This window comes from Leptolyngbya boryana PCC 6306, assembly GCF_000353285.1.
Lineage (GTDB): Bacteria > Cyanobacteriota > Cyanobacteriia > Leptolyngbyales > Leptolyngbyaceae > Leptolyngbya > Leptolyngbya boryana.
Genome location: NZ_KB731325.1, coordinates 292,836 through 314,306, shown reverse-complemented (window position 1 = coordinate 314,306; position 21,471 = coordinate 292,836). Strand labels below are relative to the sequence as shown.

23 protein-coding genes and 1 pseudogene are annotated in these 21,471 nt (G+C 46.9%); 13 read left to right on the top strand and 11 right to left on the bottom strand.

Going from position 1 to position 21,471, the window contains the following annotated elements; all coding sequences use genetic code 11:
• The first annotated feature begins 276 nt into the window (after window positions 1-276).
• Both LEPBO_RS0132260 and LEPBO_RS0132255 read left to right on the top strand, forming a co-directional pair.
• Window positions 277-1,125, top strand: coding sequence for a hypothetical protein (locus LEPBO_RS0132260; RefSeq protein WP_017291734.1), 849 nt, complete (start codon window positions 277-279; stop codon window positions 1,123-1,125).
• A gap of 13 nt (window positions 1,126-1,138) precedes the next feature.
• Window positions 1,139-2,581: a hypothetical protein gene (locus tag LEPBO_RS0132255; protein WP_017291733.1), complete on the top strand. Its 1,443-nt coding sequence runs from the start codon at window positions 1,139-1,141 to the stop codon at window positions 2,579-2,581.
• Here LEPBO_RS0132255 and LEPBO_RS0132250 read toward each other — a convergent pair.
• The 4 genes from LEPBO_RS0132250 to LEPBO_RS43140 form a co-directional block, all read right to left on the bottom strand.
• On the bottom strand, window positions 2,568-3,821 hold the full coding sequence (locus LEPBO_RS0132250) for an McrC family protein (protein ID WP_036047119.1): 1,254 nt from the start codon (window positions 3,819-3,821) through the stop codon (window positions 2,568-2,570). The two genes, LEPBO_RS0132255 and LEPBO_RS0132250, sit on opposite strands and share 14 nt — an antisense overlap.
• A gap of 95 nt (window positions 3,822-3,916) precedes the next feature.
• Complete coding sequence (locus LEPBO_RS43770) at window positions 3,917-6,526, bottom strand: AAA family ATPase (RefSeq protein ID WP_017291731.1); 2,610 nt, start codon at window positions 6,524-6,526, stop codon at window positions 3,917-3,919.
• A gap of 44 nt (window positions 6,527-6,570) precedes the next feature.
• Window positions 6,571-6,714, bottom strand: coding sequence for a hypothetical protein (locus tag LEPBO_RS43510; RefSeq protein ID WP_017291730.1), 144 nt, complete (start codon window positions 6,712-6,714; stop codon window positions 6,571-6,573).
• Window positions 6,715-6,914: 200 nt separating this feature from the next.
• Window positions 6,915-7,085, bottom strand: coding sequence for a hypothetical protein (locus LEPBO_RS43140; RefSeq protein WP_154660848.1), 171 nt, complete (start codon window positions 7,083-7,085; stop codon window positions 6,915-6,917).
• Between the two features lie 184 nt (window positions 7,086-7,269).
• On the opposite strand from LEPBO_RS43140, the gene LEPBO_RS39090 reads away from it, so the two are divergent.
• Window positions 7,270-8,184 (top strand): hypothetical protein, encoded by a 915-nt coding sequence (locus LEPBO_RS39090; RefSeq protein ID WP_017291729.1) that lies wholly within the window; start codon window positions 7,270-7,272, stop codon window positions 8,182-8,184.
• A gap of 37 nt (window positions 8,185-8,221) precedes the next feature.
• Here LEPBO_RS39090 and LEPBO_RS43765 read toward each other — a convergent pair whose 3' ends face one another.
• Window positions 8,222-8,383 (bottom strand): hypothetical protein, encoded by a 162-nt coding sequence (locus tag LEPBO_RS43765; RefSeq protein WP_199323900.1) that lies wholly within the window; start codon window positions 8,381-8,383, stop codon window positions 8,222-8,224.
• 100 nt (window positions 8,384-8,483) lie between these two features.
• Here LEPBO_RS43765 and LEPBO_RS43135 point away from each other — a divergent pair, with 100 nt between their 5' ends.
• Window positions 8,484-8,648 carry a peptidoglycan-binding domain-containing protein gene (locus LEPBO_RS43135; protein ID WP_017291727.1) on the top strand — a complete coding sequence of 55 codons (165 nt, stop codon included), beginning with the start codon at window positions 8,484-8,486 and terminating at the stop codon, window positions 8,646-8,648.
• Between the two features lie 169 nt (window positions 8,649-8,817).
• Here LEPBO_RS43135 and LEPBO_RS44185 read toward each other — a convergent pair.
• The 4 genes and pseudogenes from LEPBO_RS44185 to LEPBO_RS0132210 all read right to left on the bottom strand — a co-directional run.
• Window positions 8,818-9,114: pseudogene (locus tag LEPBO_RS44185) on the bottom strand (hypothetical protein); the annotation flags it as partial.
• 333 nt (window positions 9,115-9,447) lie between these two features.
• Complete coding sequence (locus LEPBO_RS0132220; RefSeq protein ID WP_017291725.1) at window positions 9,448-10,719, bottom strand: hypothetical protein; 1,272 nt, start codon at window positions 10,717-10,719, stop codon at window positions 9,448-9,450.
• Between the two features lie 12 nt (window positions 10,720-10,731).
• Window positions 10,732-11,574: a ParA family protein gene (locus tag LEPBO_RS0132215; RefSeq protein ID WP_017291724.1), complete on the bottom strand. Its 843-nt coding sequence runs from the start codon at window positions 11,572-11,574 to the stop codon at window positions 10,732-10,734.
• A gap of 211 nt (window positions 11,575-11,785) precedes the next feature.
• Window positions 11,786-12,001 carry a hypothetical protein gene (locus LEPBO_RS0132210; protein WP_017291723.1) on the bottom strand — a complete coding sequence of 72 codons (216 nt, stop codon included), beginning with the start codon at window positions 11,999-12,001 and terminating at the stop codon, window positions 11,786-11,788.
• Between LEPBO_RS0132210 and LEPBO_RS45505 the strand changes: the two genes are divergently transcribed.
• From LEPBO_RS45505 to LEPBO_RS39080, 4 genes are all read left to right on the top strand, one after another.
• Window positions 11,986-12,264, top strand: a complete 279-nt coding sequence (locus LEPBO_RS45505) for an AAA family ATPase (RefSeq protein ID WP_144056444.1) — start codon at window positions 11,986-11,988, stop codon at window positions 12,262-12,264. The genes LEPBO_RS0132210 and LEPBO_RS45505 overlap by 16 nt on opposite strands.
• A 218-nt stretch (window positions 12,265-12,482) precedes the next feature.
• Complete coding sequence (locus LEPBO_RS0132205; protein ID WP_190711107.1) at window positions 12,483-12,989, top strand: AAA family ATPase; 507 nt, start codon at window positions 12,483-12,485, stop codon at window positions 12,987-12,989.
• A 438-nt stretch (window positions 12,990-13,427) separates the two neighbouring features.
• Complete coding sequence (locus tag LEPBO_RS0132195) at window positions 13,428-13,862, top strand: hypothetical protein (protein WP_017291720.1); 435 nt, start codon at window positions 13,428-13,430, stop codon at window positions 13,860-13,862.
• A 120-nt stretch (window positions 13,863-13,982) separates the two neighbouring features.
• Window positions 13,983-15,029 (top strand): IS4 family transposase, encoded by a 1,047-nt coding sequence (locus tag LEPBO_RS39080; RefSeq protein WP_017291719.1) that lies wholly within the window; start codon window positions 13,983-13,985, stop codon window positions 15,027-15,029.
• A 193-nt stretch (window positions 15,030-15,222) separates the two neighbouring features.
• Here the strand turns inward: LEPBO_RS39080 and LEPBO_RS0132185 are convergent, their stop codons facing one another.
• A complete protein-coding gene (locus LEPBO_RS0132185) occupies window positions 15,223-16,023 on the bottom strand; it encodes a Uma2 family endonuclease (RefSeq protein ID WP_017291718.1) in 801 nt (266 codons plus the stop codon).
• 243 nt (window positions 16,024-16,266) lie between these two features.
• On the opposite strand from LEPBO_RS0132185, the gene LEPBO_RS0132180 reads away from it, so the two are divergent.
• The 4 genes from LEPBO_RS0132180 (at window position 16,267) to LEPBO_RS0132165 (ending at window position 19,966) form a co-directional block, all read left to right on the top strand.
• Window positions 16,267-16,872, top strand: a complete 606-nt coding sequence (locus LEPBO_RS0132180) for a hypothetical protein (RefSeq protein ID WP_017291717.1) — start codon at window positions 16,267-16,269, stop codon at window positions 16,870-16,872.
• A 22-nt stretch (window positions 16,873-16,894) separates the two neighbouring features.
• Window positions 16,895-17,617, top strand: coding sequence for a hypothetical protein (locus tag LEPBO_RS40560; RefSeq protein ID WP_017291716.1), 723 nt, complete (start codon window positions 16,895-16,897; stop codon window positions 17,615-17,617).
• Window positions 17,618-17,640: 23 nt separating this feature from the next.
• Window positions 17,641-18,885, top strand: coding sequence for a tyrosine-type recombinase/integrase (locus LEPBO_RS0132170; RefSeq protein WP_017291715.1), 1,245 nt, complete (start codon window positions 17,641-17,643; stop codon window positions 18,883-18,885).
• Window positions 18,886-19,273: 388 nt separating this feature from the next.
• Window positions 19,274-19,966: an IS6 family transposase gene (locus tag LEPBO_RS0132165; protein ID WP_026149075.1), complete on the top strand. Its 693-nt coding sequence runs from the start codon at window positions 19,274-19,276 to the stop codon at window positions 19,964-19,966.
• Between the two features lie 168 nt (window positions 19,967-20,134).
• Here the strand turns inward: LEPBO_RS0132165 and LEPBO_RS0132160 are convergent, their stop codons facing one another.
• A complete protein-coding gene (locus LEPBO_RS0132160) occupies window positions 20,135-20,380 on the bottom strand; it encodes a hypothetical protein (protein ID WP_017291713.1) in 246 nt (81 codons plus the stop codon).
• Window positions 20,381-20,585: 205 nt separating this feature from the next.
• Here LEPBO_RS0132160 and LEPBO_RS0132155 point away from each other — a divergent pair, with 205 nt between their 5' ends.
• Window positions 20,586-21,380 (top strand): hypothetical protein, encoded by a 795-nt coding sequence (locus LEPBO_RS0132155; protein ID WP_144056424.1) that lies wholly within the window; start codon window positions 20,586-20,588, stop codon window positions 21,378-21,380.
• The last annotated feature ends 91 nt before the right edge of the window (window positions 21,381-21,471 follow it).

The window sequence follows — 21,471 nt, the reverse complement described above, 5'->3', positions numbered from 1 at the left end:
CATGTTGGTTTCGAGCGTTGCCAGAAATCGATAGAAGTATTAAGTGAAGTGGTACTTAGTGTATTGATTGTGCATAGCAAAGAGGTAAAACTTCGCGAAGTTTTTTCAAAAAACCAGGACGTTCGCCTTATCAACCACATAAGGAACACACTTCATTTCGCCATTGAGCACCGCCGAATTTAAAGACTTGTTGTTGCAATCGTCGCATAGGAAGCTTCACACGGGTTTTGGGTATATTACTGGTCATAGCTGTTTCGCTTTTCTCAGCACACAAAGATGTTCAATCAGGGTTCAAGGGATCGCGCTTTGAAGGCGCTCAAAGGTGCCGCGAAAGAGTACGAAAGTGTTTTTGCTCAGGTGACGTACAAATCTGAGAAGTTATACAACAGACGGCGTGGAACAGCCGATCAAATCATTCAAGCTTGCGAAGACTACATTAATACTCTGTCAAACTCCCCGAAAGAATTTGATAAGACGGTTGCAGCGTTCAAAGCAGAATATCGCCGATTTGTAGAACTGGCAGAAAAAATCGAGCTGGAAGCGAGAAAACATGAGCAGGTCAGTGGATCGGTTGCTGGAGCAGGTGTCGCTGCCGGAGCAGGTGTCGCCGCTTTTGGTCCAACTGCAGCGATGGCGATCGCAACCACTTTCGGCACGGCTTCGACTGGAACTGCGATTTCTGCTTTATCTGGCGCTGCTGCAACGAATGCCGCACTCGCATGGCTTGGCGGTGGTGCACTCGCAGCAGGCGGAGGAGGAATGGCTGCAGGCAATGCGTTGCTTGCGCTAGCAGGCCCGGTGGGTTGGGCGATCGGAGGAGTCGCTCTTGCAGGCAGTGCGTTCTATGCCAATCATAAAAATGCAGAAGTCGCGGAAAAAGCCACACAAGAAACCGTAGAAATCAAAGCGGAAACGAAGAAGCTATCCGCCGCAGAACAAGCAATTGATCGTCTTTTAGATCTAACTCAACAACATGCGGATGGTGTTCTGTTTCAGCTCAAGACTTTGATGAAAGAAGCACCGAAGGATTACCGCAAATTTACACAGGGGCAACAAGAAACGCTTGCGGCGCTGATCAACAATATTCAATCCCTATCGAAGTTGCTCAATCAGAAGATCGCCTAATCCAATGTGCAGCATGAAAGAGAATATCCATCCAACCACACAGATCATCGCCAGCATGGTTGATGCTGAAAATCTCAACCGTGCGCGAGAACTCGCACAAGACCTCAGCCGTCAAGATAGCGCTTTTGCTGATGCTTTGCGCCAAGTTCAGCAGGTTCGTGAGTTCGTGGGCAGTCCTGAGCACATTCTAGGCAACTTGCACACGAAACATGGTGAGATTGCAGAGCAGGTTGAAGTGGGAATTCGGAACGCACGAGACTTGGTGCATCAACTCACGCCTACTGCTTCCTTTGATGGCATCGGTCGAACTGCGCCAGCAGACTATTGCATTGACCAGGTGGAGGTTCAATCGAAGTTTGTCAATGGAGTTGGGAAGAACCTGGAACACGTTCTAAATCACATGAAACAGTATGAGTATTTTGGGCGTAATGGTTCCTACTATCACGTACCAAAAGATCAGTATGAAGTGATGCAGCGTGTCGCTCAAGGGGAGATGGTGGAAGGGCTGTCTCAAACCTCCATTCAGAAAATTCGGGAGAAGATTCAGGCAGTTGAGCAATTGTCAGGTCGACCATTTCACGAGGTGGTCAAGCCTGGAATCTCTAACTACAGTGAAGTTCAGCAAGGCAAGGTTCAAGATACTTTAGACCGACATGAACAGGAGCTAAAAGAGACTCAGAAAGACTTGAAAGACAAGATTCGGTTAGAGCATCAACCGAGCCTTGGAGAAATGGCAAAGGTCGCGGCTCAAGGGGCTGTGATTGGAGCAGGTCTTCAGGTCACCTTCAAACTGTTTGAAAAATATCGGCAAGGCAAGAATCCTTTTAAAGGTGATTTCACAAGCGCAGACTGGCAAGAGCTAGGTTTCGCCACTGCCCAGGGCGGAGCAACGGGCGGAGTTTCTGGCGCAGCACTTTATGGATTAACCAACTTTGCGAATCTTTCTGCTCCACTTGCGGGTGCTGTGATTAGTGCAGGTTTTGCGGTTGTAGCCATCGGAAAACGCTATGCGGATGGCGACATTACGCTTGATGAATTTCTAGAACTCGGGCAGATTGCTTGTGCAGAGTCGGCGATCGTCGCGCTCAGTGCAGCGATCGGGCAAGCTGTGATCCCCGTGCCTGTCTTAGGAGCATTGGTCGGAACCATTGCGGGTCGGATGATCATGAGTTTTGGAAAACCATATCTCGGTGAAGCAGCAGAAAAGTTGCAAAAAAGATTAGCAGCGTACTATAACCAGTGCCTTGCCAAAATTGATCGCGCTTATCAGGAGGTTATTGCCCAGATCATCATTAAATATGAACGACTAGGAGATCTAACACAAGCTGCTTTTGATCAAACCAAAAATACAGCGCTCAGATTGCAAAACAGCATTCAGCTCGCTGAGGTATATGGAGTTCCCCAAACAAAAATAATTCATACCATTGACGAACTTGATGCATTCATGCTGTCCTAGCTATGGGTTGACACGCAAGTAAGCTTTCTAAAAATTGTTCTCCTGCTTGAGACAAATCTCCATCTACAGCAAAAGTCAGAGTGCAAATATGGATGTTTTGCACTCTGGCATCGAGGGGCATTTGTAGTATTTCTGGGTAGATGAGAACTGCTTCCGAACAGCCTGTAGCCGTTGCATAGGCAATAATCTGTGCAACATCTTCAGTAGAAGGCGCGGTTGGAATTTTGTACTTCGTATCCAAAACGTAACGGGGTTGACCCGTTGTGCGATCAAATAACACAAGGTCAATGTTGAAGGACAAGGATCCCTCCTGATTAATCTCAACTTGATGTTGAGATTTAACGTCGAGATTGTGGATCCATAGGTGGCTGACTCGGTGAGCTTTCAACCACTCCGCGACAAACAGTTCGTAGAGTCGTGCCATATTCACCAGAAAAGGCAGCATTTTACGATTGCCTTCGGTCTGGTTCGGTCCACTTTGCTCTAAGAAGAATCGACAAAGTGCGTGCAACGCTTGATAGTCGTCATTCAGACGGTTGTAGATCCGTTTCATCCAAGCTTGAGGAGCAACATGTTCTAGCGAAACTGTGCCTTGCAGCGCTCGGTAAGCTCGACGTGCGTTGGTTAGTGCTTGAGGGTTACAGCCTCCACAAGCAATCATTTGATGCAGTGTCCAGAGCAGAATCTGATTATCTTCAATGTCTGATGTATGGTCTTTGTAGTGGCATTTGATGTTGACTTCCCACGGTTTCTGAACTAGATGCCGTGTGTCCATGCGCCCCCGGACAACGGTCATCTGATCGCTCCTTGGAACGTAGGTGCGGTAGAGACCTTTTCGAGCGCGATCGAGAATGCGTCGAGATAGGATATCTGCGAGGAAGCTATAAAGTTCCTCGAGGGTATCGAAGTGACTCAAGCCGTCGAGAAAATGAAAGCTCTTAAGGTTGTAGGCATATTCCAACATGCCAAAGATATTTGCTAGACCAACTTTCGGTTGCAGCCGAAATCCTAGCACATCTGATAGTGGGATATAGCCGACCCAGCCTTGTGAGGTTAATCGCCACTGTCCGCCTGTGATCGGAGAAGGAAAATCAATCTTGACCACACTCTTTCGCAAGGTGCCATTTTCGCCATAAGTCTGCCAGAGCAGCGTTCCTAATTCAATTGGAATAGCGTCAGAAGGCAATATTGTTGCAGCATACTCGGTTAGTTCATAAACGATGGGCTTCGTCACGTTCATGGGTTGAGTTGCTCCTTCACCTGTTCCCATCGCAGCATTTTCATTTTGTCAGGCTGGTCGAAGAAGAATTCCTCCAGATAAGGCTCAATCTCTAGTTACCAAATGCTTTTGAGTTCCGTGTCTAGATCTAGACGAAGAAAGAAACTGGTGCCGATTTGATAATGGGGATCGTCAAGTTGAGCATTGATTCGCCTCAGAATGCGAATGAGGTTCGCCGCCGAATAACCTGTTGATTCATGGTATTTGTGCAAGCCCTCGTAGTTGGGTGGAACATAGAGAAAAGCAAAGCGGCGACGCAGCGCATGGTCAACCAGGGCAATCGAGCGATCGGCGGTATTCATCGTTCCCAGGATGCGAACATTTTTCGGAATGCTCAAGAGATCACCACTCGCTAAATAGAGTTTTTCATCCCGGTATTCTAGGAGATACATCAATTCGCCAAATACTTGAGCGAGATTGGCACGGTTGATCTCGTCAATGATCAAAACACAAGGATGATCACCACAAGACTGAGCACGTTTGCAGAAGTCTAGGAACCGTCCTGGCACGGTGGGATAATCCAATCCTCCTTCTGTTCGTTTGGGTCGGATGCCCTGAATAAAGTCTTCGTAAGTGTAGGCGGGATGAAATTGCACGATATCCACAAATCCATTCCCATCTCCAACTAAGTGTCGAGCTAGATGACGAGCCAGGAAGGTTTTACCCGTGCCAGGAGGTCCATACAGAACGGCTTGTTGTTTCCGATCGAGGGCTTGCACCCAGCCTTTCAAGACTTCTGAGTCCATGTACGTCTCTTCAGCACACTGAGCAAGAGAGTAGGGCGGATTGATGGGAAGGGAAGGTTCGTCTCCTAGGAGATATTCTTCAATTTCTAGAGTCGGATCGTTCGACGTTGCCAGTAAAATTAGCGGAAACAGTTGTTGATAGGTTTGCACGATTTGGGGTGTGAGTTGATCAATCGAACTCGCTAAAACTGTGGATTTAGGAAGGACGATCGCAACATGTAAATCTCCCAGTTGTTCTGGGTTCTTCAGCCAATCTTGCCAGCTGAGATTCGCCTGACCCGATATTGTTCCATCTGAACTAATGATGGCGCGGCTACGGCTTCCGAAGAATAGGTTTGGATCGGATAAGTTTTCTTCTAATAGATCAAGCAACAGTGAGTAGTACTTTTGGCAGTTTTGAATAAATCGCTGTCGTTGTTCGCTGCCGTACATACCGATGAAGAAGCCGAATTCTAGACGCTCATAGTTCATCCAGAGGAAGAGTTGAGCATCTTGCGTTCGTTGCCCGCCCTTCGGATAAAATGCCCCCCAGTAGAAGTCCCAAGCACCGCCATGCTTGAAGTCATTCTTGGGAATTTTGGCAAAGATTTTTCGTTCCGTTTCCATCCGCTCAGTCAGTGCTTCTGGAAGTTGGGCTGCAACTTGCCGAAATAGCCGTTGAAAGGGTTCTTCTAGTTGTTGCTTAAACTCATCTTTCCTTGCTAGATAAGTTGTTTTCTTTGGCGTTGCTTTGAGTTCTGCCAATAGTTCAAAGGTAATTGGAGAAAATAGAGATTTAGGATGGGTGCCCATATCCGCTTCAGTGATCGCGCTAAATTCCGCTTCGGATACGGCAATTAAGGTTCTTTGCCATCCACTTTTGTTAACCGAACGAGGCGTTAAATCATACCATTGCACGGGCAATCGATGTTTTTGCTCATTGGCATTGGCATCGAAATAGTAAGAACCTGTGACCGTGCCAATTCCCAGCACTTCTGTTTTACCGCGATTGGCAACAATGCGATCTCCCTCTTGGATTTGCGAGAACACCCACACCTGATTCACGCCCGTCTTTGACCACTTCCAGCCTGGATGTTGGGTAATCAACTGATCCCGCCGAGCATCAAACTGCGATCTGCTAAGATTGGCAATGTCACCGAGTTCGTCCCATCCAATGGCAATAAAGCCTTGATGACGACATTCATCCCATTGCCAAGCGTCTTCACCAGGTGCAATTTTCCAATAGCGTGCTTGCTGACTCAGACTTGAGCTACAGACCCAGATCAAACTCTGAATATCAACCATGTCTCGCGGCTTGTATGGTTGAAGAGCTTCTTTTAAGAAAGAGGCGACTTGTCTAATTGCGCTGTAGCTTTGTGCTGAAGGGCTAGATGTGAAGATGCTCCCTTGGTCAATAAAATCTAGAAAGGTTTTGATTGCACTGGGTTTAATAAAAATTTCTGTTTCAGGATGACATAGAAAGAGAAAGTGTGTGGGAAAGGCCCACTTGTTCGGTAGCTTGTTGCGTTCAATCCATGTTAAATAGTCATCCAATCGAGCTTCGAGACTTCCATCGCCATACAGTAAGTCATAGAAGACTTTGCAAAACGTTTTCCTATCCAAATCTGGAACGCTCAGAATATTCAAGTCGCTTGAACTTGGATATCGAAGAAAGAGTAGATTATTCTCTTTATCCTGTCCTAAAATTTGAAGCCGAGCAATGAAGGTATTGTAGTCCTCCGACTGAATCAGTTCACGCAATTCAGGTTCAGCTAATTGATGTTTTGCTTTATCAATCAGCTTTTGTTTATAGTCAATTTCATCTTCTTGAAAGCGAATATCGATTGGATTCGAGAAGCTTTTCCAGTCTGGATATTGTTGCTTAAACAGACTCAGAAGCTCACCGACTTTCTGTGAACTGAGCACCATCGGGTGTTCCATTTTTTTAGACCTGTTTGATGGAGATTGAGCGATCTCCTTTGGGATTATAATCCGCAATTACGAATCTCATTGAGGGAACTGACAATCAGGAGTTCTTGGGCTGCCAAACCCGTTGCGATCGTCTTGCCTAATCCAACATCATCCGCGATCAGCAAATTGACACGCGGCATCTGAATCGCTCGAACCACTGGATCAAGCTAGTAATCCTCAAGATCAGTGCCACTCCGAAACGGGGCTTGGAGGGTGCGAATATCAGCAGCAGCAGCCCTATCGCATCGGGTCGAGAAACGCATCCAGTCTGCGGAATCATCAAAGCCCATGGGTTTGAGCAGCCACTCGCTCAAACCTCTGCGCTCCGGGTTCTAACCCCTAAATCACCTGAAGCTCTTCACCCAAGCCATCGTCTGCGATCGAGGACAACAGAACGAGATATTGAGCAGATTTTAGACAATAGAAGACCAGCAGGCAGTGTCGTCTGGCACCCGTCAGCCATCACATACAAGCGCTGCCGCACCTTAACGAGTTGTCCTTGCTCTGGAATGGCTTGAATAGCGCTCATAGAAGTACAGAAACCTGAAATGAGTAGATGGGCTATACGTCACCTCCGTTATCATACTCTTGCAGGTATAAAACGATCTCTAACCATATCAGGTGACTCTCGCTGCCACTCAACTCGGTTCCCTTCTCATGTTCCATCACAGGGGCATTAGAGTAGTATCTTATACTCTAACTGATCTTTAAAAATGGCTGACAAGTCTGCCGGAATGGTGATTAGCACCATTCTCAAACACGACACTAAGATCACCAGCTACAAAATTGCTCTTCTTCGCGCAATTAATGATGTCGTGCTGTCATTTCCTGACTTGCGAAGCTATCGTCAGGACATTGCGATTCCACTCCGTCTCTTAGCTGAGTTCTGGGTTGCCTACTACTGGGGATTTGCTCAAATTGATCGTCCAATCTGGCAAGGACAACGAGCCACAACCTTCAAGGAGGTGACACCTTCAAATAATAAGCGCAAAAATGACATGGCGTTTCGCCCTGCCTTAACCCGTTTTCGAGAACTATGGGAACATGCTCTTGGCAGTGCTGCACGTCCCTCAGATGGATTTTTTGTCATCAACGAGTTGCGTGTCCCGCGCAAGCGCAAGACGTATCCACCCATATTGCTCGACGCTTATCAACAGGTTCTTAAGGACATCAGCAAAACGCTAGAAATGCCGATTCGGTATGCAGGACCAGGAAATTGGACCGTGTTCGAGAAGCCGAAGCAGGTTAAGGAGCTTAACGATCGCACGATCGCAGTTCCCAGCACTCAGCCGCATGAGAAATGCCTAGTTGTGAAAGCTGATTTATGGCAAGTATTCCGAGAAATGTCGCTCTGGGTCGAAGCTTTATGCATTCATGAGTGGTGCTTATTCACCGAGTCAGTCAAGCAAGACGATTCCAGCCTCGATCGAGGAGATATTTACACCCTGCTCACGGATCGTCCTGATAACCGTCGTCCGCTGACCTGGGAGCGTAACAAAATCGATCTACTGATTCTCGAAGGTTATACCTTTATCTGCCCCTGGACACACCGCGAAATTACTCAAGGTGTTGCTTACGATCTAGACCATCTGATGCCTGTTTCCGTTTACCCGATTAACGAGCTGTAGAATCTCGTTCCTGCTGATCCAAAATTCAATTCTCACGTCAAACGCGATCGCTTACCCACAATTGAACGGCTCCAGCAAGCGCAGCCCTATTTTGAACTGGCATACAGTCAATACAGCGCTTCAGAATCCTTGTCCGATGTGCTTCGGGAGGATGCAGAAATCCGGTTCTCGCAGCTACAACAAGACCTTTTTGCTGCATCCTTAGCTCATGCAGTCGCTGATTTCATTGAACAAGTTGCGGAAACTCGAAATTTGAGTCGATTTGGATAAAGGCTGAACCCAGCAGTCTCATCGACGCAATGATTCAACCGTTCTATGGACCGAGAACCGTCGCTGCAGTCATCACCTTCCAACAGCGCTATGGCTTCTCTCCTGCCAATGGGTTTGCGACTCTGCTTGTACACCAACGGCTCTATGACCTCGTTCGCAGTCAAAGCGTTCGCGTCGAAGCCGTGGGCTGTTAATCCATCTTGGCGCTGTTGGGAAAGCACAACCTAAAGGCATCCTCCTGATGGCGGGTGCTTTCCCCGATTCTCTACTCTCTCACTCTTTTCTGTTCCTCAATTGTTTCTGTTTTTTATTCCTGCTCTATTCATCAAGGAGAATCTATCATGGTCACCACGAATGCTTGCATCAACCAACCCGTCGTTCAGAAAGGCTCCACTGGGGCAGCGCCGCCGGAAGAACTTGGTCTTCTACTTTTCGGTGTGCCATATTATATCGCAGCATTAAGACATTCACCTGATCTCCCTGAATCAGTTGGAGAGCAATGCCCCGATTGTGAGTGCTAGATCCCATATAGCGAATCTCTCCCGCCGTTTTCCACTGCTGCAACTGAGCAAGAACGGCTTGAATCTCCTTGGCGCTATTCTTTGGAGAGAAGTATTCGATGAAGAAAGCATCAATGATATCGAGTTTCAGCGATCGATGGCTCTGATCTAAATAGTCCTATAGTGTATTGAGATCACGAGATTTGCTTCCTGTTGCAACAAAGACGGATTCTCTTTGTGTTGCGATGAGTGGCGCAAGTCTCTCTACTATTGGATCGGAGGAGAGATTGTAGGAGCAATAGAAATTGATGCTTGCTTCAAAAGCGGGCTGAACACAGGTTAGATCTTTGAGATACTAACTAGCTAATCCTAAACGGCTCACGGGTTGCTCAGATAGCGTCATTAAACGCTTTGTGAGCAACTCTTCGTGAACCGAGTTATCTCGATTTTTCTGCATTCCAATGTCTCCAGGTTAGGTTTACCTGTACAATCGCTAGGATTCTTGATTGATTAACTGTTTGATCTCCTTGAGCCTGCGGTTAAGAATTTGCTGACACTCTCGTAATTGAGCGGGAGATAATTCAGAAAAATCAGTATTTTCTAGTGCTGTAATCTCTTTAGGCAATTTGAGTTGTTCAGGTTCAGAACTGGGATTGTGTTGAGCCAGAATGATCTTCACTTGCTCATTAATGGTCTGTGTACTCCAATTGTTTGCGATCGCATTTTGAGTTACTTCCATCCGGATCTTTTTCGCTTCTGCTTCATCCTCAAAATTTAGTGCCTCTGCATTCAGTTGATTAAGCAAGCGAAGTTTTGCAGGTTCTAAGCCTTCATCCCAGACTGCTTGCTTCAAATCATCTGGTAGTTTCAGCAAAGGAAGCACATATCGAGAGATGGTAGCCGGGTTCTGCTGGTAGCTCAGAATGACATCTAAAATCGCCCTGGCTTCTTCTTCTAAACCTGAATTTTCAATCCACTCTTTTTGAACTGAGCGATCAGCAGTCAGAATCTCTGCTAAATCGGCAGATTGATCGCCACGTCTTAATCGTCGTTTTAACTGAGTCAAAGCCGTATTGAGTGCGCGTGGAAGTTCAATATCTAACGATTCGTCCAAAACATCTTTCAGGTAAGGGTAACGATGAGCGCATTGGCAAATGAGAACTTGCGCCATTTCCAGGTCATGCAGTTTCTTTTGATGAATTGTGGTCGAAACTGCTTTCGACTGAATTTCCAGAAGATCGATCGCACCCTTGGCAGGCATAATGACTGACTTTAGGCTTGATAGACCGCTCAGTGGACCCGATCGTAATCGTCGCTCCCCATCAAACATCAGGTAGGGAAGGTTGATGTCATAGAGTGGCTGATCTGCGATGAAGAGTCCTTGTTCCTCGTACTGCTCTAACTGCGATCGCACCTCTCCCGTCATCTCAATCAGCAGCACTGGGGCAAGCTGCCCTTCCTCTCTTAATACATTGGCAAACGCTTGCTGTTGTGCCTGAGTAAAAATAATGCGGGGTTGCAGCGGATTGCGGCTGATGTCTTTGAAGTCAATTTGCTTGACTCCCTGAGTTTCTGACAGTTCTTGCACCAAAAACTGAATTTTGGACTCAAGCTCTGCTTTCTCTTGAGAGCTAGAACCACTCGATTTAAGTTCGGCAATTTCCGTTTCCAGTTCTTCGACCCGACCTTTGAGCCGAGAGATCTGCTGACTTTGGTTAGCATCTGCAAACATGGCAGACGGCTTAATCGCTTGAGGTTTTGGCATAATTTAGTCCTTTTACTTCTTCAGGTTCTTAACAATTTCTTTGACGATTGGATCGAACGACTTCGTGATTTTGTCGTCAGGTCTATACAAATGAACCGGAAGTCCTGTTCCACTAGCGCTGAGGAAAAAGCCAGATTCTTTAATATGAGGAAAGCAAGGAATCTCAAGCTGTTGTAGCTGATAAGGAATCGTATCAACCGGATCAATTTTGTCATTGGTTGTGCCATCCGCTCTAAGACCGAGAAGATTGCGATGAACCGCTTTCTGAAGGTCAACCCGCGACGGAACAAAGCCTAAGATTTCAGGACGAGGACGCAGGCGCAACGAGTCTACTTTCTCGTAAAACCAGTTCAGCATATCGCTTGAACTCCAAGAGTCTTTGAACTCTGGCTTGATTGCGGCAATGAAATGAGTTGCTGCTGCCAACGCGATCAATCCCATCGGCTCAACCGAAGCAGGCGTGTCAATAATAATCACATCCGCGTCGATCGGATAGTCTTCTAAGCGATCCTTCAGCACTTCATAAGGACGCTCATGCAAGTGCAGTCCTCGAATGGCAGTATGCAAGGGAGAGCCGCCTCGAATCACTTGAACTAACTTCGTATGTTCTTCCCAAACTGGAACGAGCGGATAATCCCCTTTAAACTGACGCTCAAAAATACACGAGATTGAATCTTCCACTTCATCCGGTCGCAGCTTTGGCAGTCCAGTAAACAAGGCAAGCGAACCATTCGGATCAAGCTCAATCAAAACGACTCGAAGTTTCTTTTTCGCCAGTGCGTAGGCGAGATGGCTGGCTAATGTTGTTTTTCCAGAACCACCCGTATTGCTCTCGATCGTAAGTCTAACCTGCATAAATTCAGTTTCCGTATTCTATTACTGGGTCATGATCAACTGATAGAAAATGCTTTGTTTGTGTCCAGTTATGGCTGATAGAGTCTCTTGAATCGACTGTTTCATGCCATTTAGAACTCCTGAAACGCAACTTTTAAGGATGTACTGCAACGTTGCGGTACAAGTCAACGCTTCGCTAACCTTCCAGCGTTGATTTCATATAGTACAAGATTTATCTCGATTTCCAACAAAAATCTACGTGCTGTTTTTCGATTTCGTCGATTTTGCTCATGGCTGCTTTGTAGGCATCAGTATACACTTGGGAACGTTTGCCCTCAAATGAGGTCGGCATGATCTTGCTTTGTACTGCAACGTTGCGGTACAGAAGTGCGATCGCGATCTCCTTTCCTTTGAGCTTCTCCATTTTGTCGGATTGGTTGCCGTGCATACTCTTCCTCCTGCAAACATCCCTCTCACTTCTGTTGCTACAAATCACTCCAACTCGACCTCGCTCCGCTCACGGTCATTATTGGCAGAAATGCATTTGGGAAGACATCGCTCCTTAGGGGAATCTCCCTCTTAATGCAAGGAGTCGATTTAGCAACCCCTTCCGTATCTTCAAGCAATTCAAGTTGGACAGCCAGCAGTGAAGAGATTGCATTCCTCACATCGGAACCTAGGCAGGTTGAACATGTTGTTCATGCAGGCTGATCCTTCTGATCCTTTTTCTGCCAAACACTTTACAATCCAGAGACTCTTTGATGGCGCAGGATAGCTCGCAAAAGCACTACTTACGGCTCAAACAAGTGACATCGCTTCTCCAGATGTGACTGTAGAGCTTGAAGCGCTTATTCCCAAGGAACTCAGTAAGAACTCAGTGAAGGGCATGAGTTCGACCTTTAATAGTTATGTCAATACACTTCGCTTTAATGAAACCTATCTATCTTGACGACGAACTTCAAACTGCATCTTCCTCTAACGCCAGTTGTGGACTAGTAAGAAATTGGCTGATTCGCTTTAATGAGAAGGCAATTGAACGGCTTAACTGTATATTACGAACTGTCGCAGAAGCTGAAATTATCCCTAGAACACCTCTTTGCGACGCTCAATCTGGTGCTCCTCTCGCCGTTAATTTTTGTCGTGGAGGAGTTAGACTCGAAATTCAATCCGCTAACGATGCTCTGGTGAGTCTACTCGCTCTTCCTAGCCAAGTTGAGATGCAGCTCGCTCGCCCTACACTTACCGATGAATGTGTACTATTACTAGATGAGCCTGAATTACACCTGAATCCTGTAATACAAGCTACAGTTGCTGAATACATTGCTGAGATTTCACGTACAGCTAACGCACAAGTCATTTTAGTTACTCACTCTAATCACATTGTCCACTGCCTTCGGCAATATTCAGACAGTGCGATCTTAAATATTGAGCGGTAATTTTCGCGCTTCAGACAACTTCATTCACAAAAGGATTTACTGAAAGCCTTGGAGGGAACTCATGATCTGTCTCTCTACTCAGCAGTCAATTTTCTTGCGGCTCGGCGAGTTCTTTTTGTTGAGGGTTCGACCGATAAGACTATTTTAGAACAATGCGCCATCGCTCACCTTAGTAAGGCATCAGCCCAGATCGAACAATTCAACAATTGGACGTGTATACCGCTTGATGGCGTTGCTAACATACCGACAGCAGATCTCGCTGAGCGTCTTGCATCTAGCCCTCTTCTTCCCAAGCTTGAGAATAATGAGCGTCTTGTCATTGTATGCGTTCTTGATCGTGACTACGACAAGGAACCACCAATGCGTTGGCTTCGATCTGGGCTTCAGGTAGAGCGAATCGACTGCATTTAGAGTGGTCACCGTATCGAATCACTATTTGTGGAAGTTGACGTTTTAGAATCGATACTTCGTAACACGCTTGGTAATGCTGCTCCCGTAGATTTTAAAGATCGAATTCAAGCGGCAATTTCCGCAGCGGATGTTGATGAGAATCTCCGTGAAGAATCAGAGGACGAGTTAGCAGAACATTTCCGAAGGGTACGGAAATACGTGGGTAAGGAATGCCAGGTTAGAGCACGGCAGCAAGTTCGCGCCAATCCTGAGACTTGGCAGCGGGGCAAGGATCGCGCTGCATTTGTATTACAGCACATTCGCTCAACTCTTCCGGTTGCTTTACAGAATAAGATTCGAGCCACGATCGCTAAAAACTTGGGAAGTCTCACATCTGAGCAACTTCAAACTGTGAGACTTCCCACTGAAATTGCCTCTCTGCTAGACGAACTTGCCCAACTTTCTCATCCACCAAAGCATTAATTGCCTTAACTCCTTCAGGGGGTGACAACGAGCTTGAAAGTTAGAAGCGCTGCCGGATAGCAGCGATAGGCTCAGAAAAAAAGGAGTGACACTAATTGATTCACTCCTTCGTCACTAAAAATGTTGCCTTCATTCTACCAATCCTGTTTGAAATCACAACTCTCGGATGCTCAATTCATCACGCTGGAAATCTTAGTCAATCTATTGCAGCAAGAACGCAGAATTACGATTGAACGTCTTGCAACGCTATTTCCACAACCGATTCTATTTGAGAGTAGACGACGGAATCTACAACGCTTTTTAAGCCTGCCGCAGATGACACCCGAAGCGTTGTGGTTTCCTATCGCTAAACAGTGGATCAAACAACACATTCCGCGTGGGCAAATCTTACAAATCGTGCTTGACCGAACGCAGTGGAACCGACATAACCTGATGATGGTCAGTTTCGTGTATCACAATCGAGCGATTCCGTTGTATTGGACGTGGCTCGACAAACAAGGACAGAGTTCACTGAGGGATCAACAGAGTGTGTTGCAACCTGTGTTTCGGTTGTTGAAAAAACGGCGCTTTGTCTTGCTGGGCGACCGTGAGTTTCACAGTATTGAGCTTGCTGCCTGGTGTGTTGCGAAAAACGTGTTATTCATATTTCGCTTACCCAAGAGTACAACCGTTCAACCAGAAGCAGGTGCAGGCTTTTCGCGGCTCGATGACCTACCACAATCTCCGGGTATTCCCGAACAATATTTGCAAATCCAAGTCACTCAGAAACGCGGCTTTGGTAGACACAATCTCGTGATGTATCAGAAACGCGCTTACGCTCAATCGACAACTCCCGAAGTGTGGTACTTGCTCACCAATCTCACCGATATCAACCAAGTGTTGTTTCACTACGACTTCAGGTTCTGCATTGAGCCGGGGTTTAAGGACTTCAAATCCGGTGGCTATCACCTTGAAGACTGCCATGCTGACTTTCATCGTTTTACTGCCTTACTCGTTCTGATGACGATTGCTTACTCGCTTGCCTCGGTACAAGGAAAGCGCATTCGCAAAAAACAGGTGCAGCAGTATGTCGGTCGAGTCAAAGAACCGAAACGCGCTCATTATCGCCACAGTCGATTTTGGATCGGGCTGTATGGAAGTTTGTGGATTGGCAGTCTCAATCTATAGTCAACGTTGGCACATCAACTCATGGCACTCAAGCCGCAGAAACGTCGCTTTTTCCAGCGAGGTCTCCATGCCATTTCCCTGATTCAGTCTGCCTTGTAGCCCCGTTGTCACCCCCTGAACTTAACTCCTCCTGTTATCTCCGTGTAAGGGTTTTACGAATATCAACCCAGTTTGGTAGCGATTGACAGTACCGCTAATTTCCCAATAATTCTTCTGGATTGATTCCTCTAACGCGCAGTTGCTCGATCAGCCTTATGTTTTCTTGTTCTGCTCGATCGGCTCTCGCCCGTTCAGCCTCCTTTTCTGCTCTCTCCGCCTCTTTCTCAATTCGTTCTGCCTCTTCTGGAAGCAAAATGAGATTTCCATCTGGATCGTAGAATCGCAGCCAATCACAAGTTCCAGTGGCAGGTTCGCGATCGATCACCCCCTGCCAGGTTCCCAACCATAGTTCTAATGCTTCACACCAAAGCCAGCCCTGTGCATTAAAGCGGAGCGATTGATAACCTCTCCGCCCAATCTGCAAGTGCCAACCTTGTAAGGAGTTAGGATCAAAAGGGTCAAAAATAAAATAATCTTGAGTTTTGAAAATTCGTTCGTACAGGCGCTTTTTATCCTCACGATCCACTTTTTCGGTACTCGGCGATAGGAATTCCACAATTACATCCGGAAAACGCCCCTCTTCTTCCCAAGTCACCCACGCTTTCCGTTCCCGACTGCCATCGACATCCAGCGTCACAAAAAAATCTGGTCCGCGAAAGTCTTGATTCATCGCTTGAGTACGGCTGTAATACACAAACATATTGCCGCCTGCAAAAAAGTCGGAACGATCGTGAAACGCGGACTGGACAGAGCGAATCAAGAGATTCATCGCAATGCGATGGCGAGGGCTTTCCAAAGGTTCTCCATCGTCAAAAGTTAAGTTGGTCGGAGGCATCGGAATGTCCGGCTGGTGGACTTCCGCTTGGATTGAGGCTTGCTCAGTGGGCAACTCCATAGACTCCACGACCTATTTGAGGTCAGATAGCGCGATTGCCCCTATTTTACTCTACAGTACGCATCAACTAATGTTTTTGATATAAGATAATATTCAATTATCTTGACTCTAGCGAAACTCTAACGATGTTCGATATAAGTACGGAATTACTAATCAATTCTAGGTATTTTTGTACTATTAAATTCTTATAAAACTTGATGAAAAGTGGCTTTGAATGACTGAGGATGAATAGAGGAGGAATCCGTGCCGAAAAATCCTGACCCAAAATGTAAACTTTGTTCTGCCCTCAGCGATACCGAGGCAAAACAGATTCATGATGCGGCTCAAGGTGGGGATGGCTGTTGGGCAGGAGATCCTTGTCATAAGCTTCGTTACTATTACGCCAACCAGGAAACGATTAATGCTCAACGTCGAGAAAACTATAAACGCAAAAAACTTGCCAAACAGCAGGTTGGAATTAAACACTTGAGAGCACAGGGCAACGATTTCTCAACTTCAGATTTGCTGAGAGCGTGGATACCTCAAGCCGCTCCAGTTCTGCCTCCAGAGCGGGTCTATGTCCAATTATTGTGGTATCGTGAAACGCCAAAGGATCGATTGCACGCGATCGGGGCTTTGCTGCTTTTAGGGGATCAGACGATCGCGTTCTCTGGACCTTATCACTGTCGAGGACTTGCGCCGAAGGATGTGACAGATTATCTCATTCCAAGTATGGTAAGGGCACTCAACCAAGTCTTAAATGAAAATTTTCCGGAATATCAGACATATCGCATTGGTCGATTGCATGATGAGGGAGATGAACGTCACCCTGCGCTCTGTCCGCTTTGTACGGGTCGCCCGATGCGATGAACTGATTATTAGGTGAGAGTCGATGGATAGTCAGCAACTCGAACTCGATTTACGGCGATCGCTAGAAGTAGCGACTGCGTTTCCTGATGAGAAAGAGGTACTGACGAGCGTATGGCAAACCTACGACCAATGGGTTGAAATCATCGCATCTCAATCGGCTTCTGTGCAGCTAGAGTTAGCAGGTGAAATTTTGCAACAAATTGCAGAATTAATTTGTCTACGCTCGGATGTCTTGATTGAAGATTGGAAGCAGCAGCATGATCCAGTTGAGCCAATTGTCGATATTTCCGGTCGGGTTGATTTAGTGATGCAGACGCAAGAGTTTAATTTATCTAGGTTGGTTGAATATGATCTCCCCGCGCCCTATCCAGAATATCGGAAATCTCCAATTAAAATAGAGCCAACTGAATCTGCGGCTGGACCTGTTAATTCTGCTCAATTAATCACGGTCATGGGTGAGCAGTTGCGGCAAGACGCAAAGTTAACGGATGCAGAAGCAGCCGCAGCATTTAAAGCCGCAATGGAGACTGCTCATGATGAAGATGTGGCTCAGTGGACGGAGGCGATCGTTACCTTCTGGGAAACGGCTCAGGTTCATGCGATTCCCTTTGTCGAGTTGTGTCAGCAGCTAAATCAACCGTGGATCGAAGTTTGGTTGGCATTATTATTAGGAGGATTTTTGTTGGAGTTACGAGGGGATTGGTACGACGGGGAAATCTGGATTGTTGGACACACTCAACGCTGATTTTTTAATAATGGATTGAAAGTATGGTTGCTCGATCGCTCCCACAAGTTGAAGCGCATTTGATCCCCTTGCCTCTCGACGATCGCACCTCGCCTCCGAGACAAAAAGGTAAGGTGGCGACACTACGGTTGCCACCAACAGATATTCGTAGTGTGAAAGTGCGGGAGTTTCTCAATGCGGGAGGGTTTGAGCCAAATACTCGCAGAAACTACGAACGAGAGCTTTACCGCTTTTTGTTGTGGTCAGAATTGTTGTGGAGCGAAATCAAACCGCATCATCTCAATGCTCATTATTTGCGTTACTTGACGGAGGAAGTGCGAACCAGCCAGGGGAAACCACTTTCCACAAGCAGTCGCAACCTAGCGGTGATGGCACTGAGGAGCTTTTTTGCTTGGCTGCACAAGACCTATCCTGATTTAGTACCCACAAATCCAGCGATCGGACTCAAAGGAAAAGCAATTCCTCTGCCGGAAGCGCAGAGCTTAACTGAGGAAGAACAAGCATTGGTTTGGAGTGCCGTTGACCAACGCGGAGAGACGCAGTTGCGAGATCGCGCACTCATCCATATTCTTAGTCATGGCTTACGAGCAGGTGAAGTGGTTGACTTGAATCTGGGCGCGATCGGAAATCACACGACAGACGGATTCAGCGGAAAAGTTCTTTTCATTGCAGATACTAAGACCGATCGCCCCCGAATCGTTCCACTTGACCCCGCTTCTTGGGTTGAGATTGACTCTTATCTGAATTGGCGTAGAAGTCAGGGAGAGGAACTAAGCTGTGATCGTCCACTGCTACTCTCACATCATGTGACCCGGCGCGGGGAGCGACTAACGTATCATGGAATTTACTTTGCAATTGAAAAGATTGGAGAATTAGCTGAAATCCAAAATCTGCATCCTCACCTATTTCGACACACCTATCTGACAGAATTGCTGCTGGATGATATTGATCCCACTCATGCCCGTCGATTAGGTGGAATTGAGAGCGAGTCTGTATTTCGTCGTTATACCCTTCGGGCTGAACAAGAAGCTGCAATTAATGCTTTCTTTAGAAATTGTCAAAAACGTCAGCAAAGCTTAGGAAGTGCTGGATTGAATAATGCTCTTCCCTTCGCTCCACTCAAAACTGAGGATCAAGCACAGGCAGAAAAGTTAAAAATCGCCAGGAATCTGCTGAGAGAAGGAGTTGCATTAGAGATCGTTGCGCGATCGCTAGGTCTGTCATTCCAAACACTTCAAGACCTGCAATACGCTGAAGATTTTGCATGACTCTCAAACTTGAGCCTAGAAATATCAAGAATCTTCTGTACCGCAACGTTGCAGTACAGAAGGTCAGAAGCTGTAGAAATACCTATCAATCAGGAATGCTTAGGTGTCCTAAGCTCGTTCCTGCATAGTATAGAGAAAGTTGACTCGTTCTAACTTCGCAGGATTAGATTGCATGGAAACCAAGCTCTTCCATCAAGAGGATCTTAAAAGACTGCAATTCTTCATCCGAATTTTTCTTCTCAGCAGGCTAGACTACAGAGTGGAATGAGGTAGTGATTATGACACTGTGGAAAAGACGGCAGCAGAAAGACTCTTTTATCTTCGCAGTCAGGTTAACCGGGCTATAGAATGATCGTACTGGTTCAACGTTGAGCGCATCCGCTTGCCCATGTACTCCCGTCATCGCTTCCCCGGCGAAATCATCAGTTACTGTGTGTGGTGGTATTACACCTTCCCCCTCAGCTACCGAGACACCGAGAAGATGATGTTGTACCGAGGCATTGAGGTGACGTACGAATCGATTCGGGAATGGTGTCAGAAATTCGGACAGCAATACGCGAATCAGTTGCAGCGCAAGCGTCGTTACATCACAGACAAATGGCATCTTGACGAAATGGTAGTAACAATCAAGAAGCAGCAATACTACCTGTGGCGGGCAGTAGACAGTGAAGGGAACGTGCTGAATGTCTTACTGCAACGCCATCGAGACACTGAAGCAGCGAAGCGATTTTTCCGCAAGCTTTTGAAGAAACAAGGGTTTGTGCCACGGGTGATGGTCACCGACAAGCTGAAGAGTTATGAAGCGGCAAAGAAACAGGTGATGCCGAGCGTAGAACATCGACAACACAAAGGGTTGAATAATCGGGCAGAAAATTCGCATCAACCGACCAGGGTACGAGAACGACGAATGCGCCGCTTCAAGTCTCCAGGGCAAGCGCAACGATTTCTCTCAGCCTTTGACCCGATTCGATCCCACTTTCACCCGAAGCAACATGACCTGAGTTCAAAACGATATCGAGAACAGATGCGCCAATGCTTTGAGGATTCGTGGGAAATCACCTGCGTGAAAGATGCTGCGTAAACTGGAGCGATGACCGCGATCTAGAAATTATTGTGTCTAATTTTGATTATCATCGGTTAAGTTGACAATGCCCGGTGAGACTACTACTCAAAAGCAGTGTTGCTTTGACAAGAAGGGAGCTTGGTTTGAGGGGCATGGGTTGAGGGGAAAGGGGAACGTATACTGAACCTACCGACGCAACGCTTTAAGACCAACATTTGGGAACAGGTTACTGACCACTGCAAACTGTACCCAGGCAGTGGCTAAGGTTTCCAGACTGCGCGACACCATTAACCCGCCAGCATCGATCGCATCATAGCCACAGTCCTGAATGAGTTGAGCCGCGATCGCCTTCTTCGGCATCGTCTCCACAGTAAAAAACGGTTGGATGTTCACTTCCAAATTGACGAGAATCAGAAGCGAGAATCTCGGCAAATGTAATGTTAAACGCTTCTACCACCTTTGCACCCGGTGCCAGTTGTGCTAATCGTTCAGCAACTGAAACGGCGATGTCAGTGGGAATGCCAATTATGCCGCGTCAATTACAAATCGGGTTCGCGTCAATTATACTGAGATGCGATCGCTCTGCATCTGTAAAGGTTTGAGCATTTGTTCTAATTGACGCGAAGCCCAAAAGTAATTGACGCGGCATACGCCTCAGTTGTGTGAGCGGCAAACAGAATGGTCGTCTGCTTTACCAGAGATGACGGAGGAGGTTGCGACTCCTCAACCCGAAGCCCCTCAACCTGCAGCTGTGCCTCAATCGAGTCACCCTACCCCTCGCTATGGTGCAATGACGGTTGCGGAGGGCTGGGCGAAAAGTCGTCATAAGTATGCAGGCAAAGACTTCAAAATCATGGATGATGAATCTGTGCAATGTCCCGCAGGTCATCGTATGTCCCGCCGTGAAATTCGCTATACTCGCCGCGGCGATATGCAAATGCTGTTTAGTATGAATCCGCGCATTTGTGCGAGCTGTCCCGTAAAGCAACATTGTCTGTCCGATGATTCCAAAAACACCAATGGCAGACGAATTTCAGTCATCCGAACAAAGCTGCCTCCGGTTCCGACAGTTGCCGTAGAGCCTGAGATTACGATCATTGCTCAAGCTCCGATGAAAACCGTACAGGGGACTCAAGCGTTGATCTGGACAGACATTCCAGCGACTCAACTGCGGCGAGAGATTCGGCAACACCTGCGGCGACACCAATCTCGGATTGAACAGAGCAATTCAGCAATTCAAACTATCGAACCCGCGATCTCTTACCTGACTCGCAGCCAACGTGCTCATCGACGACTCGCTTGGGCAGAACGTTTGAAACGAAATGCAGCCCGATCCAATACACTCCAGATTTCTGTTGAGATTTTTGGCGTGTCGCCAAAGTTGATTGAGTTCCTCAACTGCCTATCTGACAAGCGTTCTGAGTCTTCCTAATGCACTGGTTGCGTATCTCGTGGGCACATGCAAAATTGCATGAACTTCGGCAGGTGATTCTCATGTAACTTCGGCACCCGATTCTCACTCA

What these genes read in the sequence shown, in the direction of transcription:
- LEPBO_RS0132260 (WP_017291734.1), top strand. Translation starts at nt 277, where the DNA reads ATGTTCAATCAGGGTTCAAGGGATCGCGCTTTGAAGGCGCTCAAAGGT.
- LEPBO_RS0132255 (WP_017291733.1), top strand. Translation starts at nt 1,139, where the DNA reads ATGAAAGAGAATATCCATCCAACCACACAGATCATCGCCAGCATGGTT.
- LEPBO_RS0132250 (WP_036047119.1), bottom strand. Translation starts at nt 3,821, where the DNA reads ATGAACGTGACGAAGCCCATCGTTTATGAACTAACCGAGTATGCTGCA.
- LEPBO_RS43770 (WP_017291731.1), bottom strand. Translation starts at nt 6,526, where the DNA reads ATGGAACACCCGATGGTGCTCAGTTCACAGAAAGTCGGTGAGCTTCTG.
- LEPBO_RS43140 (WP_154660848.1), bottom strand. Translation starts at nt 7,085, where the DNA reads ATGAGCGCTATTCAAGCCATTCCAGAGCAAGGACAACTCGTTAAGGTG.
- LEPBO_RS39090 (WP_017291729.1), top strand. Translation starts at nt 7,270, where the DNA reads ATGGCTGACAAGTCTGCCGGAATGGTGATTAGCACCATTCTCAAACAC.
- LEPBO_RS43765 (WP_199323900.1), bottom strand. Translation starts at nt 8,383, where the DNA reads ATGCAGCAAAAAGGTCTTGTTGTAGCTGCGAGAACCGGATTTCTGCAT.
- LEPBO_RS43135 (WP_017291727.1), top strand. Translation starts at nt 8,484, where the DNA reads ATGATTCAACCGTTCTATGGACCGAGAACCGTCGCTGCAGTCATCACC.
- LEPBO_RS0132220 (WP_017291725.1), bottom strand. Translation starts at nt 10,719, where the DNA reads ATGCCAAAACCTCAAGCGATTAAGCCGTCTGCCATGTTTGCAGATGCT.
- LEPBO_RS0132215 (WP_017291724.1), bottom strand. Translation starts at nt 11,574, where the DNA reads ATGCAGGTTAGACTTACGATCGAGAGCAATACGGGTGGTTCTGGAAAA.
- LEPBO_RS0132210 (WP_017291723.1), bottom strand. Translation starts at nt 12,001, where the DNA reads ATGCACGGCAACCAATCCGACAAAATGGAGAAGCTCAAAGGAAAGGAG.
- LEPBO_RS0132205 (WP_190711107.1), top strand. Translation starts at nt 12,483, where the DNA reads ATGAAACCTATCTATCTTGACGACGAACTTCAAACTGCATCTTCCTCT.
- LEPBO_RS39080 (WP_017291719.1), top strand. Translation starts at nt 13,983, where the DNA reads ATGTTGCCTTCATTCTACCAATCCTGTTTGAAATCACAACTCTCGGAT.
- LEPBO_RS0132185 (WP_017291718.1), bottom strand. Translation starts at nt 16,023, where the DNA reads ATGGAGTTGCCCACTGAGCAAGCCTCAATCCAAGCGGAAGTCCACCAG.
- LEPBO_RS40560 (WP_017291716.1), top strand. Translation starts at nt 16,895, where the DNA reads ATGGATAGTCAGCAACTCGAACTCGATTTACGGCGATCGCTAGAAGTA.
- LEPBO_RS0132170 (WP_017291715.1), top strand. Translation starts at nt 17,641, where the DNA reads ATGGTTGCTCGATCGCTCCCACAAGTTGAAGCGCATTTGATCCCCTTG.
- LEPBO_RS0132165 (WP_026149075.1), top strand. Translation starts at nt 19,274, where the DNA reads ATGTACTCCCGTCATCGCTTCCCCGGCGAAATCATCAGTTACTGTGTG.